At 72.8% G+C, this 17,811-nt stretch carries 18 protein-coding genes, 2 tRNA genes, 1 pseudogene and 1 riboswitch; of the genes and pseudogenes, 9 read left to right on the top strand and 12 right to left on the bottom strand.

Going from position 1 to position 17,811, the window contains the following annotated elements:
- Positions 1 to 39: 39 nt before the first annotated feature.
- The 3 genes from LCD33_RS25535 to LCD33_RS25525 are packed head-to-tail and all read right to left on the bottom strand — an operon-like array spanning position 40 to position 3,715.
- On the bottom strand, positions 40 to 2,160 hold the full coding sequence (locus tag LCD33_RS25535; RefSeq protein WP_224978356.1) for a xanthine dehydrogenase family protein molybdopterin-binding subunit: 2,121 nt from the start codon (positions 2,158 to 2,160) through the stop codon (positions 40 to 42).
- Entirely contained in the window at positions 2,157 to 3,149 is a 993-nt protein-coding gene (locus LCD33_RS25530) for a xanthine dehydrogenase family protein subunit M (RefSeq protein WP_224967192.1), read from the bottom strand. Before LCD33_RS25530 ends, LCD33_RS25535 begins: the two co-directional genes overlap by 4 nt.
- Complete coding sequence (locus LCD33_RS25525; protein WP_224967191.1) at positions 3,146 to 3,715, bottom strand: (2Fe-2S)-binding protein; 570 nt, start codon at positions 3,713 to 3,715, stop codon at positions 3,146 to 3,148. The genes LCD33_RS25530 and LCD33_RS25525 overlap by 4 nt, the downstream gene beginning before the upstream one ends.
- 369 nt (positions 3,716 to 4,084) lie before the next feature.
- On the opposite strand from LCD33_RS25525, the gene LCD33_RS25520 reads away from it, so the two are divergent.
- The 3 genes from LCD33_RS25520 (at position 4,085) to LCD33_RS25510 (ending at position 6,880) form a co-directional block, all read left to right on the top strand.
- Positions 4,085 to 5,503, top strand: a complete 1,419-nt coding sequence (locus LCD33_RS25520; protein ID WP_224967190.1) for an MFS transporter — start codon at positions 4,085 to 4,087, stop codon at positions 5,501 to 5,503.
- Between the two features lie 37 nt (positions 5,504 to 5,540).
- Complete coding sequence (locus LCD33_RS25515; RefSeq protein WP_224967189.1) at positions 5,541 to 6,509, top strand: zinc-binding dehydrogenase; 969 nt, start codon at positions 5,541 to 5,543, stop codon at positions 6,507 to 6,509.
- 149 nt (positions 6,510 to 6,658) lie between these two features.
- A complete protein-coding gene (locus LCD33_RS25510; RefSeq protein WP_224961979.1) occupies positions 6,659 to 6,880 on the top strand; it encodes a hypothetical protein in 222 nt (73 codons plus the stop codon).
- A 207-nt stretch (positions 6,881 to 7,087) separates the two neighbouring features.
- Here the strand turns inward: LCD33_RS25510 and LCD33_RS25505 are convergent.
- Positions 7,088 to 7,160 (bottom strand) — tRNA-Lys (locus LCD33_RS25505).
- Between the two features lie 348 nt (positions 7,161 to 7,508).
- On the opposite strand from LCD33_RS25505, the gene LCD33_RS25500 reads away from it, so the two are divergent.
- A complete protein-coding gene (locus LCD33_RS25500) occupies positions 7,509 to 8,651 on the top strand; it encodes an Ig-like domain-containing protein (protein WP_308011330.1) in 1,143 nt (380 codons plus the stop codon).
- A gap of 267 nt (positions 8,652 to 8,918) precedes the next feature.
- Here the strand turns inward: LCD33_RS25500 and LCD33_RS25495 are convergent.
- The 4 genes from LCD33_RS25495 to LCD33_RS25480 all read right to left on the bottom strand — a co-directional run bounded on the left by LCD33_RS25495 (position 8,919) and on the right by LCD33_RS25480 (position 11,747).
- Positions 8,919 to 8,991 (bottom strand) — tRNA-His (locus LCD33_RS25495).
- 99 nt (positions 8,992 to 9,090) lie between these two features.
- Positions 9,091 to 9,729: an oligoribonuclease gene (gene orn / locus LCD33_RS25490; protein ID WP_224962722.1), complete on the bottom strand. Its 639-nt coding sequence runs from the start codon at positions 9,727 to 9,729 to the stop codon at positions 9,091 to 9,093.
- A 57-nt stretch (positions 9,730 to 9,786) separates the two neighbouring features.
- The gene (locus LCD33_RS25485) at positions 9,787 to 11,460 is read right to left on the bottom strand and encodes an AMP-binding protein (protein WP_224967188.1); all 1,674 of its coding nucleotides are present in this window, start codon (positions 11,458 to 11,460) and stop codon (positions 9,787 to 9,789) included.
- A 71-nt stretch (positions 11,461 to 11,531) separates the two neighbouring features.
- A complete protein-coding gene (locus LCD33_RS25480; RefSeq protein ID WP_224962718.1) occupies positions 11,532 to 11,747 on the bottom strand; it encodes a hypothetical protein in 216 nt (71 codons plus the stop codon).
- Positions 11,748 to 11,911: 164 nt separating this feature from the next.
- Here LCD33_RS25480 and LCD33_RS25475 point away from each other — a divergent pair, with 164 nt between their 5' ends.
- Positions 11,912 to 12,301 carry a hypothetical protein gene (locus tag LCD33_RS25475; protein WP_224962716.1) on the top strand — a complete coding sequence of 130 codons (390 nt, stop codon included), beginning with the start codon at positions 11,912 to 11,914 and terminating at the stop codon, positions 12,299 to 12,301.
- Between the two features lie 51 nt (positions 12,302 to 12,352).
- Here LCD33_RS25475 and LCD33_RS25470 read toward each other — a convergent pair whose 3' ends face one another.
- Together LCD33_RS25470 and LCD33_RS25465 are read right to left on the bottom strand one after the other, a co-directional pair.
- The gene (locus LCD33_RS25470; RefSeq protein WP_224962714.1) at positions 12,353 to 13,084 is read right to left on the bottom strand and encodes a hypothetical protein; all 732 of its coding nucleotides are present in this window, start codon (positions 13,082 to 13,084) and stop codon (positions 12,353 to 12,355) included.
- Between the two features lie 74 nt (positions 13,085 to 13,158).
- Positions 13,159 to 13,428: a hypothetical protein gene (locus LCD33_RS25465; RefSeq protein WP_224962712.1), complete on the bottom strand. Its 270-nt coding sequence runs from the start codon at positions 13,426 to 13,428 to the stop codon at positions 13,159 to 13,161.
- Positions 13,429 to 13,697: 269 nt separating this feature from the next.
- Here LCD33_RS25465 and LCD33_RS25460 point away from each other — a divergent pair, with 269 nt between their 5' ends.
- From LCD33_RS25460 to LCD33_RS25445, 4 genes are all read left to right on the top strand, one after another.
- Complete coding sequence (locus LCD33_RS25460; RefSeq protein ID WP_224967187.1) at positions 13,698 to 13,970, top strand: lipoyl domain-containing protein; 273 nt, start codon at positions 13,698 to 13,700, stop codon at positions 13,968 to 13,970.
- A gap of 32 nt (positions 13,971 to 14,002) precedes the next feature.
- Positions 14,003 to 14,098: riboswitch (TPP riboswitch) on the top strand.
- A complete protein-coding gene (gene thiD / locus LCD33_RS25455) occupies positions 14,092 to 14,925 on the top strand; it encodes a bifunctional hydroxymethylpyrimidine kinase/phosphomethylpyrimidine kinase (RefSeq protein ID WP_224967186.1) in 834 nt (277 codons plus the stop codon). Its footprint overlaps the riboswitch before it by 7 nt.
- A gap of 19 nt (positions 14,926 to 14,944) precedes the next feature.
- Positions 14,945 to 15,658 (top strand): TenA family protein, encoded by a 714-nt coding sequence (locus tag LCD33_RS25450; RefSeq protein WP_224967185.1) that lies wholly within the window; start codon positions 14,945 to 14,947, stop codon positions 15,656 to 15,658.
- Between the two features lie 254 nt (positions 15,659 to 15,912).
- The gene (locus LCD33_RS25445; RefSeq protein WP_224962703.1) at positions 15,913 to 16,122 is read left to right on the top strand and encodes a hypothetical protein; all 210 of its coding nucleotides are present in this window, start codon (positions 15,913 to 15,915) and stop codon (positions 16,120 to 16,122) included.
- Positions 16,123 to 16,147: 25 nt separating this feature from the next.
- On the opposite strand, the gene LCD33_RS25440 is transcribed toward LCD33_RS25445, so the two are convergent.
- A complete protein-coding gene (locus LCD33_RS25440; protein ID WP_224962701.1) occupies positions 16,148 to 17,281 on the bottom strand; it encodes a polysaccharide pyruvyl transferase family protein in 1,134 nt (377 codons plus the stop codon).
- Between the two features lie 309 nt (positions 17,282 to 17,590).
- Positions 17,591 to 17,811: pseudogene (locus tag LCD33_RS25435) on the bottom strand (hypothetical protein); the annotation flags it as partial.

Genomic DNA, 17,811 nt, shown 5'->3' with positions numbered 1-17,811 from the left:
CGCCCGCCCCGTTGCGGGGCGAGCGGGCCGCCGACGCGGTCACCCGGCCGCCTCCAGCACCCTGTCCAGGCTGATCGGCAGCTCCCGGTGCCGCACCCCGGTCGCGTGCCACACGGCGTTGGCGATCGCCGCGGCCGTGCCGACGATGCCGACCTCACCGATGCCCTTCACCCCGGACGGGTTGCCCGGGTCGGGGTCGTCGACCCAGTCGACGTCGATCTCGGGGATGTCGGCGTGCGCGGCGATGTGGTACCCGGCGAGGTTCGCGTTGGCCTGGCGGCCGCTGGAGTCCCGCACGCCCTCTTCGTGCAGCGCCATCGACAAGCCCATGATCATGCCGCCGGCGAACTGGCTGCGCGCGGTGAGCGGGTTGATGATCCGCCCGACGGCGAACATGCCCAGCAGTCGCCGCACCCGCACTTCACCGCTGGTGACGTCGACGGCGACCTCGGCGAACTGGGAGCTGAACGAGTGCCGTTCGAGCTGTTCGCGGGCGCCGATGAGTTCGGTGGTGTCGGCGCGCGCGGTCACCGGGGCGGATTCCCCGGCCGCGAGCTTCTTCTGCAGCGCCCGCGCGGCCTCGATGATCGCGAACGACCAGGATTCGGTGCCGCGCGAGCCGCCCGCGATGAACGCGGGCCCGAAGTCGCTGTCGGCGATGAGGATCCGCACCGCCTCCAGCCGCACGTCCAGCGCCTCCGCGGCGACCTGGGCGAGCGCGGTGCGCGCCCCGGTGCCGATGTCGGCGGCGGCGATGCGCACCTCGTAGGTCCCGTCGCCCTCGGCGGTGATCGCGGCGGTGGAGGGCATCGGCCCGGCGCCGAACGATCCGGCGGCGACCCCGGTGCCGAGCAGCCAGCGCCCGTCCCGGCGCACCCCGGGCCGCGGATCCCGCTGCCACCAGCCGAAGCGGCTCGCGCCCTGCTCCAGGCAGTCCACCAGCCTGCGGCTGCTGAACGGCTTCCCGGAGGCGGGGCCGACGGTCGGTTCGTTGCGCAGCCGCAGCTCCACCGGGTCGACGTCGAGCCGCTGCGCGAGCTCGTCCATCGCCGATTCCAGCGCGAACGAGCCGGGTGCCGCGCCGGGCGCGCGCATCCAGCCGGGCGAGGGCACGTTCAGCGGCACCACCCCGGTTCGGGTGCGGATCGCCTCGGACGCGTACATCACGCCGGTGAGCTCGGTGCCGAGCTCCACGAACTCCTTCACGGTGGAGGTGAACGAGCGCGATTCGTGGTCGACGGCGCGCAACCGGCCGTCGGCGTCCGCGGCCAGCCGCACCCGCTGTTCGGTCGCCGAGCGCAACGAGGTGATCGCGAAGACCTGCGGCCGGGTCAGCACCACCCGCACCGGGCGCCGCAGCCGCGTCGCGGCCATGACCGCCAGCACCAGCTGCGGGCCGAGGGCCTTGGAGCCGAAGCCGCCGCCGACGTGCTCGGAGCGGATCCGCACCGCCGCCGGGTCCAGGTCGAACAACGTCGCCACGACCTGCGCGACCAGGTAGGAGCCCTGGTTGGCGTCGACGATCTCCAGCCTGCCGTCCTCCCAGCGGGCCATGGAGGCGTGCGGTTCCATCGCCGTGTGGTGCTCTTCGGGGGTGGTGTAGGTGTGCTCGACGACGGCCGCGGCCGCGTCGGCTTCCGCGTCCACGTCGCCCTTGTTGACGGTGCCCGCGCCCTGCGGCGCGTACTCGGCGGGGTGGTCGGCGCGGAACTCGGCGTCGTGCGGTTCCTCCTCGTAGGCGACCCGGAGCGCGTCGGCGGCGGCGCGCGCCTGCTCCGGCGTCTTCGCCACCACCAGCGCCACCGGGTGCCCCACGTACTGCACCCGGTCGTCCTGGAGGAGCTGCAGCCCGGCGTCGGGGCCGAAGATCCCCGCTTCCGGGTTGAGCCGCGGCGCGTTGCCGTGGTGCAGCACGGTGAGCACGCCCGGCATGTCCAGCACCGCGGCGTCGTCGATGGAGCGGATCCGGCCGCGGGCGATCGTGGACAGCACCAGCGAGCCGTGCGCGAGGTCCTCGATGGGGTGGTCGCCCGCGTAGCGGGCTTCGCCGGTGACCTTGGCGCGGCCTTCGAGCCGGGTGCGCGCGGATCCGGCGGTGCCGGTGTCCGCGGGTGCGGTGGTGGTGCCGGTGGCGCTCAGCCGCGGGTCGACGGTGGTCATCGGGTGGCCTCCTCGGCGAGCTCGGTCAGCACGGACACCACGAGGTTCCGGACCAGCGGAACCTTGTAGGCGTTGTCCGGCAGGGGTGTCGCGGCGGCGAGTTCGGCGTCGGCGGCGTCCCCGAACTCGGCGGCGGTGGCGGGGCGGCCCAGCAGCGCGCGTTCCGCCGCGCGCGCCCGCCACGGCCGGTTGGCGACCGCGCCGAACGCGATCCGCACGTCGGAGACGACCCCGTCGCGCACGTCGAGCGCGGCGGCGATCGAGCCGTTCGCGAACGCGTAGGAGGCCCGTTCCCGCACCTTCCGGTACCGGGAGCGGGCCGCGATCTCCGCTCCGGGCAACGTGATCCCGGTGATCAGCGCGCCCGCGGGCAACGCGACGTCCGCGTCCGGCCGGTCGCCCACCGGGCGGTGGAAGTCCGAATAGGACAGTTCGCCGGTGCCGTCGGCGGTCTCGTAGGACACCACGGCGTCGAACGCGGCCAGCGGCACCGCCATGTCCGACGGGCTGGTCGCCGCGCACTGCTCGGACCAGTCGAAGATCGCGTGGTTGTGGTGCTCGCCCTCGATGGCCGGACACCCGCTGCCCGGCACCCGCTTGTTGCAGGGCTGGGTGACGTCGGCGAAGTAGCCGCAGCGGGTGCGCTGCAGCAGGTTCCCGCCGACGGTGGCCACGTTGCGCAGCTGACCGGAGGCGCCCGCGAGCACCGCTTGGGCGAGCGCGGGGAAGCGGCGCCGCACCTCCGGGTGGTTGGCGACGTCGCTGTTGGTGGCGGTGGCGCCGATGCGCAGCCCGCCGTCCGCGGCGACCTCGATGGCGTCCAGCGGCAGCCGGCGCACGTCCACCAGCTGCGGCGGGGTCTCCACCCCGACCTTCATCAGGTCGACCAGGTTGGTGCCGCCGCCGAGGAACCGCGCGTCCGGGTTCTCGGCGAGCAGGGTGGTGGCGGTGCGCACGTCGGTGGCGCGCCGGTACTCGAACTCCTTCACGCCGAGACCTCCGTTCCACCGCGGGACACGGTGCTCTCGACCTCGTGCATGGTGGCGGCCTGCGCGACCGCGCGGACGATGGAGTTGTGCGCGCCGCAGCGGCACAGGTTGCCGCTCATCCGCTCGCGGATCTCCGCGGCGTCCAGGGCGGGGGCGGCGGCCTCGGGCCGCACGTCCTCGGTGGCGGCGCTGGGCCAGCCCGCCGCGTGCTCCTGGAGGACGGCGACCGCCGAGCAGATCTGCCCGGGCGTGCAGTAGCCGCACTGGTAGCCGTCGAAGTCGAGGAACGCCTGCTGCACCGGGTGCAGCCGGTCGCCGTCGGCGATGCCCTCGACGGTGGTGACCTCGGATCCGTCGGCGGCGACGGCCAGCTGCAGGCAGGACACGGCGCGCTGCCCGTCGAGCAGCACGGTGCAGGCGCCGCACTGGCCCTGGTCGCAGCCCTTCTTGGTGCCCGTCAGGTCGAGGCCCTCGCGGAGCGCGTCGAGCAGCGTCGTGCGGTTGTCGACCGCGAGCGAACGGTCCTCGCCGTTCACCCGCAGCGAGATGGTGGTGTGGTGGGACATGGAGATCTCCGTCGGTGTCCGACAAGAACGGGAAGAGGTGCCGCGCGGTCGTTCCCGGAACGCGCCGCGCAGGCCGCGTCCGAGTGTGCTGGACGGGAACGGGCGCGGCCGGTTTCGCGCGGCCGGACCGGGCGCGCTGCCGGAGGTGCGGGGAACGTGCGTCCGGACTGCTCCACACCACCCCCAGGCACAAACGCAGGCCGATCCGTCGGAAGGGATCAACGAACGGGGGCCCGGAAAAAATCCCGGCAGGCGACGTGCCTGGTCAGCGGTGCTCGTGCACCCGGTCGGGGAGCGGCGGGCGTGCCTGGACCCGATCTCGGGTACCCCCTGGCCCGGACCCGGAACCAGGCCGAGGAGGCGCAGCGGATGCCATCGTCGAGGACGGGACGTCGCACCGGGCCGGTTCGTCGGCTCGACGACCTCGTCACCATCGTCAAGGTCGGCAACGTGCGGCGGGCGGTCACCGCGGCCGGCATCGGCAACATGATGGAGTGGTTCGACTTCGGGGTCTTCAGCTACCTCGTGGTCATCACCGGCAAGGTGTTCTTCCCGGCCGGGAACGCCACCGCGCAGCTGCTGGCCACCTTCGCCACGTTCGCCGTCGCGTTCCTGGTGCGGCCGCTCGGCGGGTTCGTGTTCGGCCCGCTGGGGGACCGGATCGGGCGGAAGAAGGTGCTGGCTATCACGATGATGACCATGGCGGCGGGCACCACCGCCATCGGCCTGATCCCCTCGTACGCCACCATCGGCCTCTGGTCGCCGATCCTGCTGCTGGTGGCCCGGGTCGTGCAGGGCTTCTCCACCGGCGGCGAGTACGGCGGGGCCACCACGTTCGTCTCCGAGTACTCGCCGGACAAGCGGCGCGGTTTCCTCGCCAGCTGGCTGGAGTTCGGCACCCTGGCGGGGTATTCGCTCGGTGCCGCCGTGGTCACCGCGCTGCTGACGACCCTGGGCGAGCAGGACATGGTGAACTGGGGCTGGCGGATCCCGTTCCTGCTGGCGGCGCCGCTCGGCGTGATCGGGCTGTACCTGCGGTTCCGGCTGGAGGAGACGCCCGCCCAACAGCAGCAGCAGGAGAGCGGCGGCGAGGACGAGGGCCGGCTGGCCGGTTACCGCACCATCTTCCGCGACCACTGGCGGCCGCTGCTGCTGTGCGTGGTGATGGTGGCGGTGTTCAACGTGGTCAACTACATGCTCACCTCCTACATGCCGACCTACATCACCGCGGACCTGCACTACGCGCACACCTCGGCACTGGTGTTCGTGCTGGTCACCATGCTGATCATCATGGGTTTCGTGGTGCGGCTCGGGCGCGCCTCGGACAAGATCGGCCGGTTGCCGATCATCGCGGCGGGGTCGGGGGCGCTGGTGGTGCTGTCCTGGCCGGCGTTCTGGCTGATCAGCCGCGGTTCGGTGGGGCTGGTGGTGGCCGGGTTGGTGCTGATCGGGCTGATGCTCATCGCGTTCAGCTCCACGATGCCGTCGAGCCTGCCCGCGCTGTTCCCCACCGAGGTCCGCTACGGCGGCGTGTCGATCGGGTTCAACATCTCGGTGGCCCTGTTCGGCGGGACGACCCCGCTGCTGTCGCAGGCGCTGGTCACCGGCACCGGCCACAGCACCGCGCCCGCGTTCCTGCTGATGGCCGCCGGGGTGGTGGGGCTGGTCGCGGCCTGGTTCGCCCGGGAGTCCGCGGGGCTGCCGCTGCCGGGGGCGAAGCCCACCGCGTCCTCCCGCGCGGAGGCCCGCGAAGCGGTGCGGGAGATGCGCGAGCGGGACGAGGCATGATCGGGAACGGACGTCGATCGAATCGGGAGTGGTGGTCGTGAAAGCAGCGGTGTACTACGAGAACGGCGGGCCGGACGTGCTGCGCTACGCGGACGTCCCCGACCCGGAGATCGGTCCGGGGGAGGTGCTGCTGCGCATCGAGGCCGTCGGCGTGCAGGGCGGCGACCTGCTGCACCGGCAGTCCGCGCCGCCGGAGACCACGCCGCACGTCGTCGGCTACCAGGCCGCGGGCACGGTCGCCGCGGTCGGCGAGGGCGTCACCGGCCTGCGCGAGGGGCAGCGGGCGGTGGCGTTCATGCCGCACGGTTCGCACGCCGAGCTGGCCGCGGTGCCGGAGCACAACGCCTACCGGGTCCCGGACGACCTGGATCCGCGGCTGGCCGCGGGCATCCCCGTCGAGTTCGGCACCGCCGACGACTGCCTGTTCGAGTTCGGCCGGTTGCGCGCGGGCGAGGTGGTGCTGGTGCAGGCCGCGGCGGGTGGTGTCGGCCTGGCCGCGGTGCAGCTGGCCGCGGCGGCGGGCGCCACGGTGCTCGGCACCGCCTCCAGTGCGGAGAAGCTGGCGCGGCTCGGCGAGCACGGCCTGCACCACGCGATCAACTACCGGGAGGAGGACGTCGCAGCCCGGGTCGCCGAGCTCACCGATGGCCGCGGCGTCGACCTGGTGGTGGATCCGGTCGGCGGCCGCACCTTGGAGAGCAGCGTGGCCGCGCTGGCCTACCGGGGCCGGATCAGCTGGGTCGGCCAGGCCGGGCGGGAGCCGAACCCGCCGCGGCTGGATCCGCTGATGTTCAAGAGCGCCTCGCTCAACGGCGTCTACTTCGGCGGCGAGATGGCGCACGACCCCGCCCGCACCCGCGCGCTGATCGAACGCCTCATCGCCCGGGTCGCCGCGGGCGAGCTGACCGTGGTCGTCGACCGCGAGTTCCCGCTCGCCGAAGCGGCCGAGGCGCACCGCCACATCGAGGGCCGCGGCGCCTTCGGCCGGGTCCTGCTCATCCCCTGAACCGCGAGCTCCGGGGCGGCGCTCCCGTGAGGGGATCCCCCGTCCGGCCGAACGAGCCCCGAGACCGGCCGCGGGTGGTTCCTAGGGTCGCGGGCGGCAGAGCGGCAGAGCGCCGCTCGCACGTGATCCTCGTGGAGAAGGTGTTGTTGATGCGGTTCCGCAAGAGCATGGCTGCGATGGTCCTCTGCGCCACCGGCGCCGGTGCCTCCCTGATGGGCGCGGGTACCGCGCTCGCCTGGCACAACGAGGTCCTCGGGGAGTACGGGACGTTCGAGAACTGCAGCAAGCACTTGGACGAGGTCGTGTCGCGGCCGGACGTCGGCGGCGCCGAGTGCGCTCCGGACGGGCAGATGGTCGGCTCGGTCCGCTGATCGGCGGCGGTTCCCGGGTGCGCGGCGCGTACCCGCGGAGTACCGACGAGGCCGGTCCCGTTCCCCGCGGGGGACGGGACCGCCCGATGCCGGATCTCCGGCCCCGGATTCTTCCGCCCTGCTGGACGCGATCGCGGAAAGGCGCGGGATTCCCGCCGGCTTGATGGGCAAAAGAAAAACCCCAGGCCGTGTGACCTGGGGTTTCTGTGCGCCAACAGGGACTCGAACCCCGAACCCGCTGATTAAGAGTCAGCTGCTCTGCCAGTTGAGCTATTGGCGCTTGGTGTTCACCAGGTTTTCGTTCTTGCCGTCTCCCTGGCGACGAAAGAAACTTTAGCACCCCGTTCCGGGGGGTGAATCGGGGGGTGCCGTTCGGGGTGCGCGGTGGCGTTTCAGCCGGTCGGCGGGGTCCGATGTGGCTGGACGAGCAACCGAGGAGGGTCGTCGTCCGTCTCCCGGGTGAAGATCCGCGGTTGACTCTTCGTGCAGGGCTGGTCGTCGGCCACACGGTCGGGGGGCTGATGCACACTGTTCTCAGGCGGATGTGGGGATCGGATCGAACGGACAGTCACGCATGAAGCTGTGTCTTAACTCTGTCGGGAGAGTTCTGGGGGCGTCGTCTCGTGCGGTGCCGGCCGTGGTCGTGGCGTTGGTGGGGATGCTCCTCGCGTCGTGCACGGGTGGCGGGGCGAGCAGCCCGGCCCCGCCGCCACCGCCGCCCGCGTCGGCCAGGTTCGATCCGGCGAACGGCGCCCAGCGGATCTCGCCGACCGCGCCCGTCACGGCCACCGCCGTCGACGGCCGGATCACCGCCGCCGAACTGGTGAACCAGGACGGCAAGCCGGTGGCGAACACCGTCGCACCGGACGGCGCGAGCTGGTCCGCCTCCGAGCCGCTCGGCTACGGCAAGACCTACACGGCGAAGCTCACCCTGCAGGGCGCGGCAGGCGCCCCGGTCGTCCAGGAATCCACGTTCAGCACCGTCGATCCCGAGAACCAGACCTACGTGTCGATGAACCCGCTCGACGGGGAGACCGTCGGCGTCGGCCAGCCGCTCGCGTTCTACTTCTCCGAGAACGCGCCCGCCCCGGACAAGGCCAAGGCCGAAGAAGCCATCCGCATCCAGACGGAACCGGCCGTGGAAGGCGCCTTCTACTGGTTCGACGACCGCGAGGTGCACTGGCGCCCCCAGGAGTACTGGAAGCCCGGCACGAAGATCACGATCAACGCGGACGTCTACGGCAAGGACCTCGGCAACGGCTCCTGGGGCGAGGAGAGCCGCAACGCCACCATCACCATCGGCGACGCCGTCGTGCTCCGCGCCGACGGCTCCAGCCACACCATGTCCGTCGAGGTCAACGGGGCTACCCGGCGCACCATGCCGGTGTCGCTCGGCAAGCCGGCGTGGCCGTCGAACAACGGCGTGCACGTGGTCACCGAGCACCACGCCACGAAGATCATGGACTCGTCGAGCTACGGCCTGGACGTCGACGACGGCGGCTACCGCACCGAGGTGAAGTGGGCGGTGCGCATCTCCAACGGCGGTGAGTTCCTGCACGCGGCCCCGTGGTCGGTCGCCCAGCAGGGCAGCAGCAACGTCAGCCACGGCTGCATCAACATGAGCGACGCCAACGCCAAGTGGGTCTACGACCTGCTCAAGAAGGGCGACGTCGTGGAGATCACGAACTCCGGCGGGCCGAATCTGCGGTCCTGGGACGGCTTCGGCGACTGGCAGGTCCCCTGGGCCGAATGGACCGCCGGGAACCGGTGATCCTCGGTGGTCGCTCGTCCTGCTTTCCGGGGCGGGTGGCGGTATCTCAGCGGCCCCCTCGCTGCGGGCTCGTGCGCGCAGGTGGCTCTCCGCCACAGGCCGTCCTCGCGAGGGGCCCGCTGAGAACCCGCGGGTGGTCCCGTTGCGTGCGTGGTCGCCGCTCATCGGCTTCGCCGCGGACGGGAAAAGGCGGCGGTCCGCCTCGGGTTTCCGCCCCCTGCAATGCGAAAGGCCCGCTCCGCGAACGGAGGGGCCCTTTTCCCGCGGGGTGAGTGACGGGATTCGAACCCGCGACTCCTGGGACCACAACCCAGTGCTCTACCTACTGAGCTACACCCACCGCAGCTTCCGGCCAGCCGGTGTTCTCGGCTTTCCGGAGCAACACGAATATCCTAGCGTGCGCTGCGGAGCGGGCTGCGACCGGGCTCCCGGCCGCGCATCACCGCTGGTCGGGGCTGCGGCCGGTGCCCGCGGGGCCGCGCCCGTCCAGCAGGTCCGCGGCGACGGCCTGGGCCTGCTCGGTGGTCGGTCCCGGCTCGGCCACGAACGCCGTCCGGCGGTAGTACGCGAGTTCCCTGATGGACTCCCGCACGTCGGCGAGCGCGCGGTGCGCGAGGCCCTTCTCCGGCTGCGCGTAGTAGATCCGCGGGAACCAGCGCCTGCACAGCTCCTTGATGGAGGACACGTCCACCATGCGGTAGTGCAGGTGCGCGTCCAGCGCGGGCATGTCGCGGGCGATGAACCCGCGGTCGGTGGCGATGGAGTTGCCCGCCAGCGGTGCCGAGACGGTGTCCGGCACGTGCTCGCGGATGTAGTCCAGGACGCGTTGTTCGGCCTCGGCCGTGGTGACCGCGGAGCGCCGCACCTCCTCGGTCAGCCCGGAACGCGCGTGCATCTCCCGCACCACGTCGGGCATCGCCGACAGCGCCTCGTCCGGGGCGTGGATCACGATGTCCACGCCCTCGCCGAGGATGTTGAGGTCGGCATCGGTGACCAGGGCGGCGATCTCGATCAGGGCGTCCGAACCCAGGTCGAGACCGGTCATTTCACAGTCGATCCACACTAGACGGTCGTTCACCTCACCGAGCCTAACGCGGTGCGACCGGGCGCCGGGATCGCACCGGCGCCGCGGAGATCACCGTTCGGTATCGGCGGAACCCTCGCGCAGCCGCGCGGGCACGACCTTGCCGGTGGCGTTGCGCGGCAGTTCCGGCAGGAAGACGACGTCGCGGGGCAGCGCGAAACCGGGCAGCGCGGGCCGGACCCGTTCCCGCACGGCCTCGGCGTCCAGCTCGGCGCCGTCGACGAGCACCACGTACGCGGCGAGGCGCTGGCCGAACTCGGCGTCGTCCACGCCGATCACGGCGACCTCGGAGACCTCCGGCAGGGTGGCGATCGCGTCCTCGGTCTCCTTCGGGTACACGTTCTCGCCGCCCGAGACGATCATGTCGTCCTCGCGCCCCACCACCTGCAGCCGGCCGGCCTCGTCGATGCGGCCCAGGTCACCGGTGGCGAGCATGCCGTCCCGGACCTCCTTGCCGCCGCCGCCGGTGTAGCCCTCGAAGAGCATGTCGTTGCGCACGAAGATCCGCCCGGTCTCGCCGTCGGGCACCTTCGCGCCCCGCTCGTCGAGGATCTTCACGCTGGTGCCGCGCGGCGGGCGGCCCGCTGTGCCGGGCGCTTCGGCGAGTTCGCGCGGGGTGGCGATGCTCACCCAGGACGCTTCGGTGGAGCCGTAGAAGTTGTAGAGGACCTCGCCGAACACCCGCTGGAACCGGGTGGCGAGGTCGGCGGGCAGCGCCGAACCGCTGGCGGCCACGATCCGCAGCGAGGAGGTGTCGTAGGGCTCGATCGCCTCCCGCGGCAGGTCCAGGATGCGCTGCAGCATCACCGGAACCACGAACAGCGCGGTGGCGCGGTGCCGCTGCACGGCGGCGAGCGCCTGCTGCGGTTCGAACTTGCGGCGCAGCACGAGGGTGGCGCCGATGGCCGAGCCGAGCTGGAACGCGGCGAGCCCCCAGGTGTGGAAGATCGGCGCCGCCAGCATGATCCGCTCACCGGCGCGCAGCGGCATCCGCGACATGATCGTGGCGGCGGGCCCGACCCCGGGCGGCGCGGGCCTGCGGGCGCCCTTCGGCGTGCCGGTGGTGCCGGAGGTGAGCACGATGACCCGCGCGTGCCGGGGACGGCGCGGGAGGGTGCCGGTGGCGGAGCTGCCGATGAGGTGCTCCAGGGTGGCCTTGCGAGTGGTGCCCTCGGTCCAGGCGAGCACCACGTCCAGTTCCAGGTCGGGCAGCGCCTCGACGAATTCGACGTCGGCGATCAGCAGGTCGGCCCGCTGCTCGTCGAGCACGGTGCGCATCTGGTGCGGGCGCAGGCCGGTGTTGAGCAGCACCACGTCGGAGCCGATCTTGCCGCAGGCCACGATGGTCTCGACGAGCCCGTGGTGGTTGCGGCACAGCACCGCGACCCGGCTGGTGTCCCGGATGCCGCGGGCGCGCAGCCCGCGGGCGAGGCGGGTGGTGCGCTGCTCCAGTTCGAGGAAGCTCAGCGCGCCGCGCTCGTCGATCACGGCGGGCCGGTCGGGATGCCGGATCGCGGCGACGGCGTAGCCGAGCGCGGGGGTGACGCCCCAGCGCCGCCAGGCGAAGACGATGCGCAGCAGCTTGTCCGGGCGCATCGGGCGGACGACGCCCTGCCTGATCAGCAGCCACAGCGTCTGCAGCGTCGGGGCCAGCCGGTCCGCCCCGGCCTGGACGGCCGCCTTCGCCGCTTCGCCTCGTGTCCGTCCCGCCGGCCGTCGCCACATCGCCACGCGTCTCCTCCGATTTAGCTACTCATCGGTAGATAATGCCTCGGGGGGCGACGCGGGGGAAGGGTTCACCGGTCCGAAATGGTGTGTTCCGGTGCCGCCGCGGCCACCACGGCCTCCCGGATCGCGGCCCGCAGGCGACCCGCCTCCAATGGTGCCAGCACCGCCGTCTCCCCGGGCGGAGCGACGACCACGACGTTGCCCTGGTTCACGTACACCGCCATGTTCCGCCGCCTGCCCGCCACATCGCGGCAGCTCACCTGCCACTTCTCGTCGTCAGCCACGTGGCCTCCCTCCCTGGGGGAACGCTCGTCCGGTGCGTCCTCCACTGGTAAGACGACTCAGGATCACGGACGTGACGGGTGTTCGCCTGATTAATCTTGGAATTCCACCGGCTCGTGCCCGCGGGGTTCCACCACCGGGTGAGCGCTGCTGGGAGACTGCGATCATGGCTGGATACGACGGGATGCTGTGGCGCACCCTGCACCGCGTGCTGCTGGTCCTCGCGGTCGGCGTGCTGGGCCTGCTGCTCGGCCTCGGGCACGAGCCGAGCCGGGCCGACTCGCTGTTCGGCGTGCTCGTCGTGGCGCTCGTGGCGCTACCGGTGTGGATCACGTTCCAGCGGATGACGCCGGTCGCCCGCGGGAACCTGCGGGCGCTGCCGCGGCACCGGCCGCTGATGACCGCGATGATCGGGCTGCTGGGCCTGGTGGCGCTGTTCGTGCTCGGCTGGACGATCGCCAACGCGCTGTTCCCCGGCACGCTCGCCCCGCTCGCGCTGGCGCTGGTCGGCGTGGTGCTGGCGGCGTTGGTCGCGCTGCTGAACCGGGTGCTGTGACATCGCTTCCCCGCGGCCCCGGACGCCGGGGCCGCGCGAGGAAGCGGCAGGTCAGACCGGGCGGACCGTCAGCGCGCCCGGCTCGGCGGTGAACGTCAGCGCGCCCTCGAAGTCGGCGATGGGCAGCTCGTCGCGCACCAGGCGGTGCGGCGCGTCAGCCGTCTCCACCCGCACTTCGGTGGCGGCGAAGGTCTGCTCGGCGAAGTCCGGGCCCGCGAGCCGGACCTCCAGCCGCTGCTCCCGCAGGGTGACCACCGCGGAACCGCCGGGCACCGAGATCGGCTCGCCGTCGGCGGTGACGATCAGGCTGCCCTGGCCCTCGGTCTCCGGGCGCACCGCCACGTGCGAGAGGGCGACGTCGCGCCGGTCCTCGGCGGCGGTGACGCCGATGACGTCCCGCGAGTCCTGCCCGGCCTCCTCGTCGCCGCGCACCGCCAGCAGCGGGGCGCGCAGCTTCGCGGCCAGCCGGTACGGCTGCCAGGAACCGGCGCCGATCAGGTTCACCACCGACGTGATCTCGCTGTCCGCGAGCAGCCGCTCGCTGCCCACGGCCGGGGTGATCTCGATGGCCGCCACCCCGCGCTCCTCCAGCAGGTCGCGCAGCGCCTTGGCGCGCAGCCTGCTGTTGCGGTCGAACCCGCGGGTGATGGCGACGGCTCCGGACGTCCCGCCCTGCGCTGCGGCGTCGGCGAGACCGGCCAGCGGAGCCCATACCTCCGCCGGATCCGGCCGGGCGGAGCGGCGGGAACGGGCGGTCTGGGGGGCGTCGGCAGTGGTGTCCATTGCGTCAACTTTAATCCGCCACGCAGGGTCGCCTCACTAGGCGATCAGCCCTGAGCGGTGTGACTTCCCTCGCCCTAGGCGTCCCAGGTGGTGACCACGAGATCGCCGTCACGCGCGAGCTGTTCGTCGACCGCCTGCTCGCACTCCGCGCAACGCTCCGTGATGCGGCGGCTCGACGGTTCCTTGGTGGCGGGCCACGTCTCGTGCGGGAGCTTGATCGTCGCATCGCACAGGGTCTGCACCGGATCACCGGCCGGTCTGGCGCCCGGGCGCACCGTGATCGCGTGCCGGACCCGCTTGCCCGCTCCGACGATCCACCACACGTGCTCTTGATCGGGGAACATTGCCGTCCCACCCCCATACCTGTCAGGACGACCCGCGGGCGCGCAGTTCGTCCGGCTTCGGTCCACTGGCCGGATCTCGAACTCTAGACGGAACGATCAGCGCGCACGTTGCATTCGCGTGGCGGGAGTGACCGGCGGTTGCGCTGCTCCGATCGTGTGAGAGCGGCTGTTCGGCGGAGCGGTCTCGACTCGCCGCTGACCCGGTGCTGGGCCGCCCGAACCAGGGCGCCGGGCGCGGAACCCGCTTGTGGTGAGAAGGATCACCGCCCATGCTGGGCGCGTCGAGCGAGCGGAACCCGGAGGCGCACCCCGTGACGGACCTGCACTTCCCGCGTCCGCACGACGATCCGCGGGAGCCCGGTTCCCTCGCCCGCTGGCTGGTACCCGACGGCGCCCGGGTGCGCAGCGGAGCCCCGGTGGCCGAGGTGGTGACCGACGGCGCCCCGCGCACGGTGCGTGCCCCGGCGAGCGGAACGCTGTGGCGGCAGGGCAGGGCGGGGGAGCGGTTCACCGCGGGCGCGATCATCGGCCTCGTCGAGTGAGTCCGCGGCTTGACGCCCGTTGCTAGGTTGGGGCCAGTGACGCGGGGTGCCCGGACGGCCGGGCTGAGAGCAGACCCGTCGAACCTGACCTAGTTCGTGCTAGCGGAGGGACGTCACCGACGTGACCACTCGTGCTGCCCTGCCCGGATCCGACCGGGTCCCGAACGTGCTCTCGATCGCGGGGACCGATCCCAGCGGCGGAGCCGGCATCCAAGCGGACCTGAAGGCCTTCTCCGCGAACGGCGCCTACGGCATGTCCGCGGTGACCGCGCTGGTCGCGCAGACCACCACCGGTGTCGCCGAGGTCCGCGAGGTGCCGCCGGAGTTCGTCACCGCCCAGCTCACGACGCTGCTCGACGACGTCCGGGTGGACGCGGTGAAGATCGGGATGCTGGCGAACGCCGAGGTGATCCGCGCGGTCGTCGCCGTGCTGGACCGCTACGCCCCGCCGCACGTGGTGCTGGACCCGGTGATGGTCGCGAAGAGCGGCCACCGGCTGCTCGCCGACGAAGCGGTCGCGGTGCTGCGCGACGAGCTGCTGCCGCGCGTCGACCTGATCACCCCGAACCTGCCGGAAGCGGCGGACCTGCTGGGCGAGCCGGAGATCACCGGCTCGGCCGAGATGGCCGCGCAGGCGCAGCGGCTCGCCGACCTGGGCGCGAAGCAGGTGCTGCTCAAGGGCGGGCACCTGCGCGCGGAACCCGCCAGCGCCGACCTGTTCCGCGGCGACGGCGAGGTGCGGTGGCTGCGCAGCGAGCGGATCGACACCGCGAACGACCACGGCACCGGCTGCACGCTGTCCGCGGCGATCGCGGCGCTGCGTCCCCGCAGGCCCGACTGGGCGACCGCCGTGCGGGATGGCAAGGACTACCTGACCGGGGCGCTGCGGGCCGCGGAGCGCCTCGACGTGGGCCGCGGGCACGGGCCCGTGCATCACTTCCACCGCTGGTGGTGAGATCGGAGGGACGAAGGTCATGAGCAGGTTGCCCGATCCGCCCGCGGGCGGTTTCTGCGCCCGCGCCTGGGAACGCACCGCCGAGCTGCAGCGGGCCGTGGTGGCGCACCCGTTCAACGCGGCGCTCACCGACGGCACCCTCGACCGGGAGCGGTTCGCGTTCTACATCGTGCAGGACGCCCGCTACCTGATCGCGTTCGCGCAGGCGCTGTCGGCGGCCGCGACCCGGTCCGAGGATCCGGCGGACGCGGCGTTCCTCGCGGGGGCCGCGCGGGGCGCGCTGGTGGAGGAGCGCCGGTTGCACGCGGGCTACGTCGAGGAGTTCGGGCTCTCCGCGGACGACCTGGCGGGGGTGGCGACCTCGCCGTCGTGCACCGCCTACACCTCGTTCCTGCGGGCGAGCGCGCTGGTCGACCCCTACCCGGTGCTGCTGGCGGCGGTGCTGCCGTGCTTCTGGGTGTACCAGCACGTGGGCAGTGAGATCCTCGCCGCCGTCGGCGACGTGTCGGCGCACCCGTACCGGCGGTGGATCGAGACCTACGCCGACGAGGAGTTCGCCGAAGCGGTGCTGGCGGCCCGCGAGCTCACCGACCGGGCGGCCGCGGCCGCCGACGAGCCGGTGCGGGAGCGGATGCTGGCCGCGTTCGCGCGTGCCACCGAGTACGAGTGGATGTTCTGGGACGGCGCGTGGCGCCTGGAGCGGTGGCCGACGGCGCAGTGGCTCCCGGCGTGAGAAGTCGTTGCGGCGGCACGGTTTCCGCGCTGCGGCGAATACCCGGACCCGATCACCCTCCGCGACGTGCCCTGCGGCGCGGCGGGGGCGGTGACGCGGGTGGTCAGCCGCGGTGCGGGCGCTCGCGGGAAGCGTGATCAGGAGCACTTTCGAGCGGTGTTAACGAACACCCTCAGCCACGACGATGAGGCTCACGACACGTTCGTTCGGCGTGTTCGGTCGTGGGAGGTCCGCCTCCCACCGCGCGGGGTTCGGTGGCCTTGAGTACGGGGACTTCAATTCTGATCATGCTGGCGGGGATGCTGGTGCCGGTGCTGGCCGCAGCCCCCTTCTACATCGCCGACCGCCGGGCGGACGCCGAGTCCGCCCAGGCGGAAACGGAGCCTGAAAAATCGTCCGCGGACATCCACGTGCTGCGGCCCCGAGCCGAGGGCACCTGCGAGACCGGGCAGGCGGCGGCCTGAGCGCGCCGCCGCCCGGCCCGGCGGCTCAGTCCCCGTAGATGGACCAGGCGAGCTTCGACTTGGCCTCCTGCAGCGCGTCCAGCGTCGACCGCTCGTAGCCGCCTTCCCGCGGCTGCGGCGGCACCTGGAGGCCCTCGCTGAGGCCCCAGCCGGAGCCGCGCTGGATCAGCGACCGGTGCTTGTTCGTGTAGTACCCGGAGTTGATCGACACGGCGACGCCGTGCGCCCCGGCGGCCGCGGCCATCAGGTGCATGTGGAACCGGGTCGACAGCCAGCGCTGGCCGGCGGCGGCGGGCAGCCCGTGGTCCATGATCTCGGAGAACGGGTAGAAGCGGGCGCCGGGCAGGTCGTGCTCGACGAGGGCGAACACCTCGCGGTCCACCCGCGGGATGCCTTCGATGACGCCGACCTGCTCGGGCCGCACGTCCCAGGCGCGCAGCGTGTCGAGCAGGAACCCGGCCAGCGCGGGCACCGTGACGTCCAGCAGGTCCGACTGCAGGCAGATCATCACGTCCCGCAGGTCGTCGGTGCGGTACAGCTCCGGGGCGATGCCGAAGAACATGTCGTCGCCGGTGGCGGTGAGCTGGCCCGCGGAGTCGAGCAGCTCGGCCGACGGCTCGTCGCGCACGTCGATCAGCTCGAACTGCGAGGCGAGGTTGCGCACCAGCGGGCGCGCCTCCTCCGGCGTCGGCCACAGGCCCTGCCCGGTCATCACGGCCCGCCCGCCGGAGCGGCGCACCGCGGCGACCGCGCCCGCCAGCAGCCCGTAGTGCCGCGGCCAGATCGAGTTGATGAACCCGCCGCCGATGATGTGCACCAGGTCGGCGCGCGCGGCGAGCTCGATCCCGGCCAGCCAGTGCGGCGCCAACCCTGGGTTGATCATGGCGTGCTGCACGAACGACGCCACCTCCCACGGCTCGTCGGAGGGCGCCGACCAGCACAGCCGCCACAGCGTGTCGGTGAACCGGACGTGCGGGTGCAGGTGGCCGAGCAGCACCTCGCTGGGGCCGGGGTTGGGGCAGTCGAGCCACACCTCGCTGTCGGGGGCGACTCTGGCCAGGTACTTCAGCCAGGTCGCGGCGATCAGCTCGTCGCCGTAGTTCGGGTTCCCGGTCGTGGCGACCAGGTACAGCGTGGGGTGCGTTGCGGGACTCGACACTGGGTTCTCCACCGTTCGGGTTCGCGGCTGGGCGCGGTAGGCGCCGAACCTAACAACCCGGCGCGGTGGGTCCCGCTCGGAGGCATCCGGGGCGGCCGCGCGGGGGCGCGTTCGGCCGCAGGGTCCTGCTCCGGTCGGCAGTCTCCCGGAGTGGCGCGCACGAAGAAGCGGGGGGGGGGGGGCGGGGGGGGGGGGGGGCGGGGGGGCGCGCCCCGGCGGGGGGGGCCCCCCCGGGGGGCGCCCCCCCCCCGCCCCCCCCCCCCCCCCCCCCCCCCCCCCCCCCCCCCCCCCCCCCCGCTGCTCGTCGGGTCAGTTGTGGTCGTGGAGCTGGGTGCGGAGCCGGTCGATGCGGTCGCGGGTGCGGCGGAACTTCGCCTCGTACTGCTCGGCGAACAGCGCCGTCGGCAGCGTCGAGACGGTGACGCCGAGTTCGCCACCGTGCGCGGGCTGGTCCGGGACGGGCTCGTCGGCGCGGTCGGCCGCCGTCTCCTGGCGGGGGATGGGGTGGGGTTCGGCGTCCGCCTCGGCGG

This window comes from Saccharopolyspora sp. 7B (assembly GCF_020177435.1).
GTDB lineage: Bacteria > Actinomycetota > Actinomycetes > Mycobacteriales > Pseudonocardiaceae > Saccharopolyspora_C > Saccharopolyspora_C gregorii.
The sequence above is the reverse complement of the archived record's forward strand: the minus strand, read 5'-3'. Positions and strand labels throughout refer to the sequence as shown.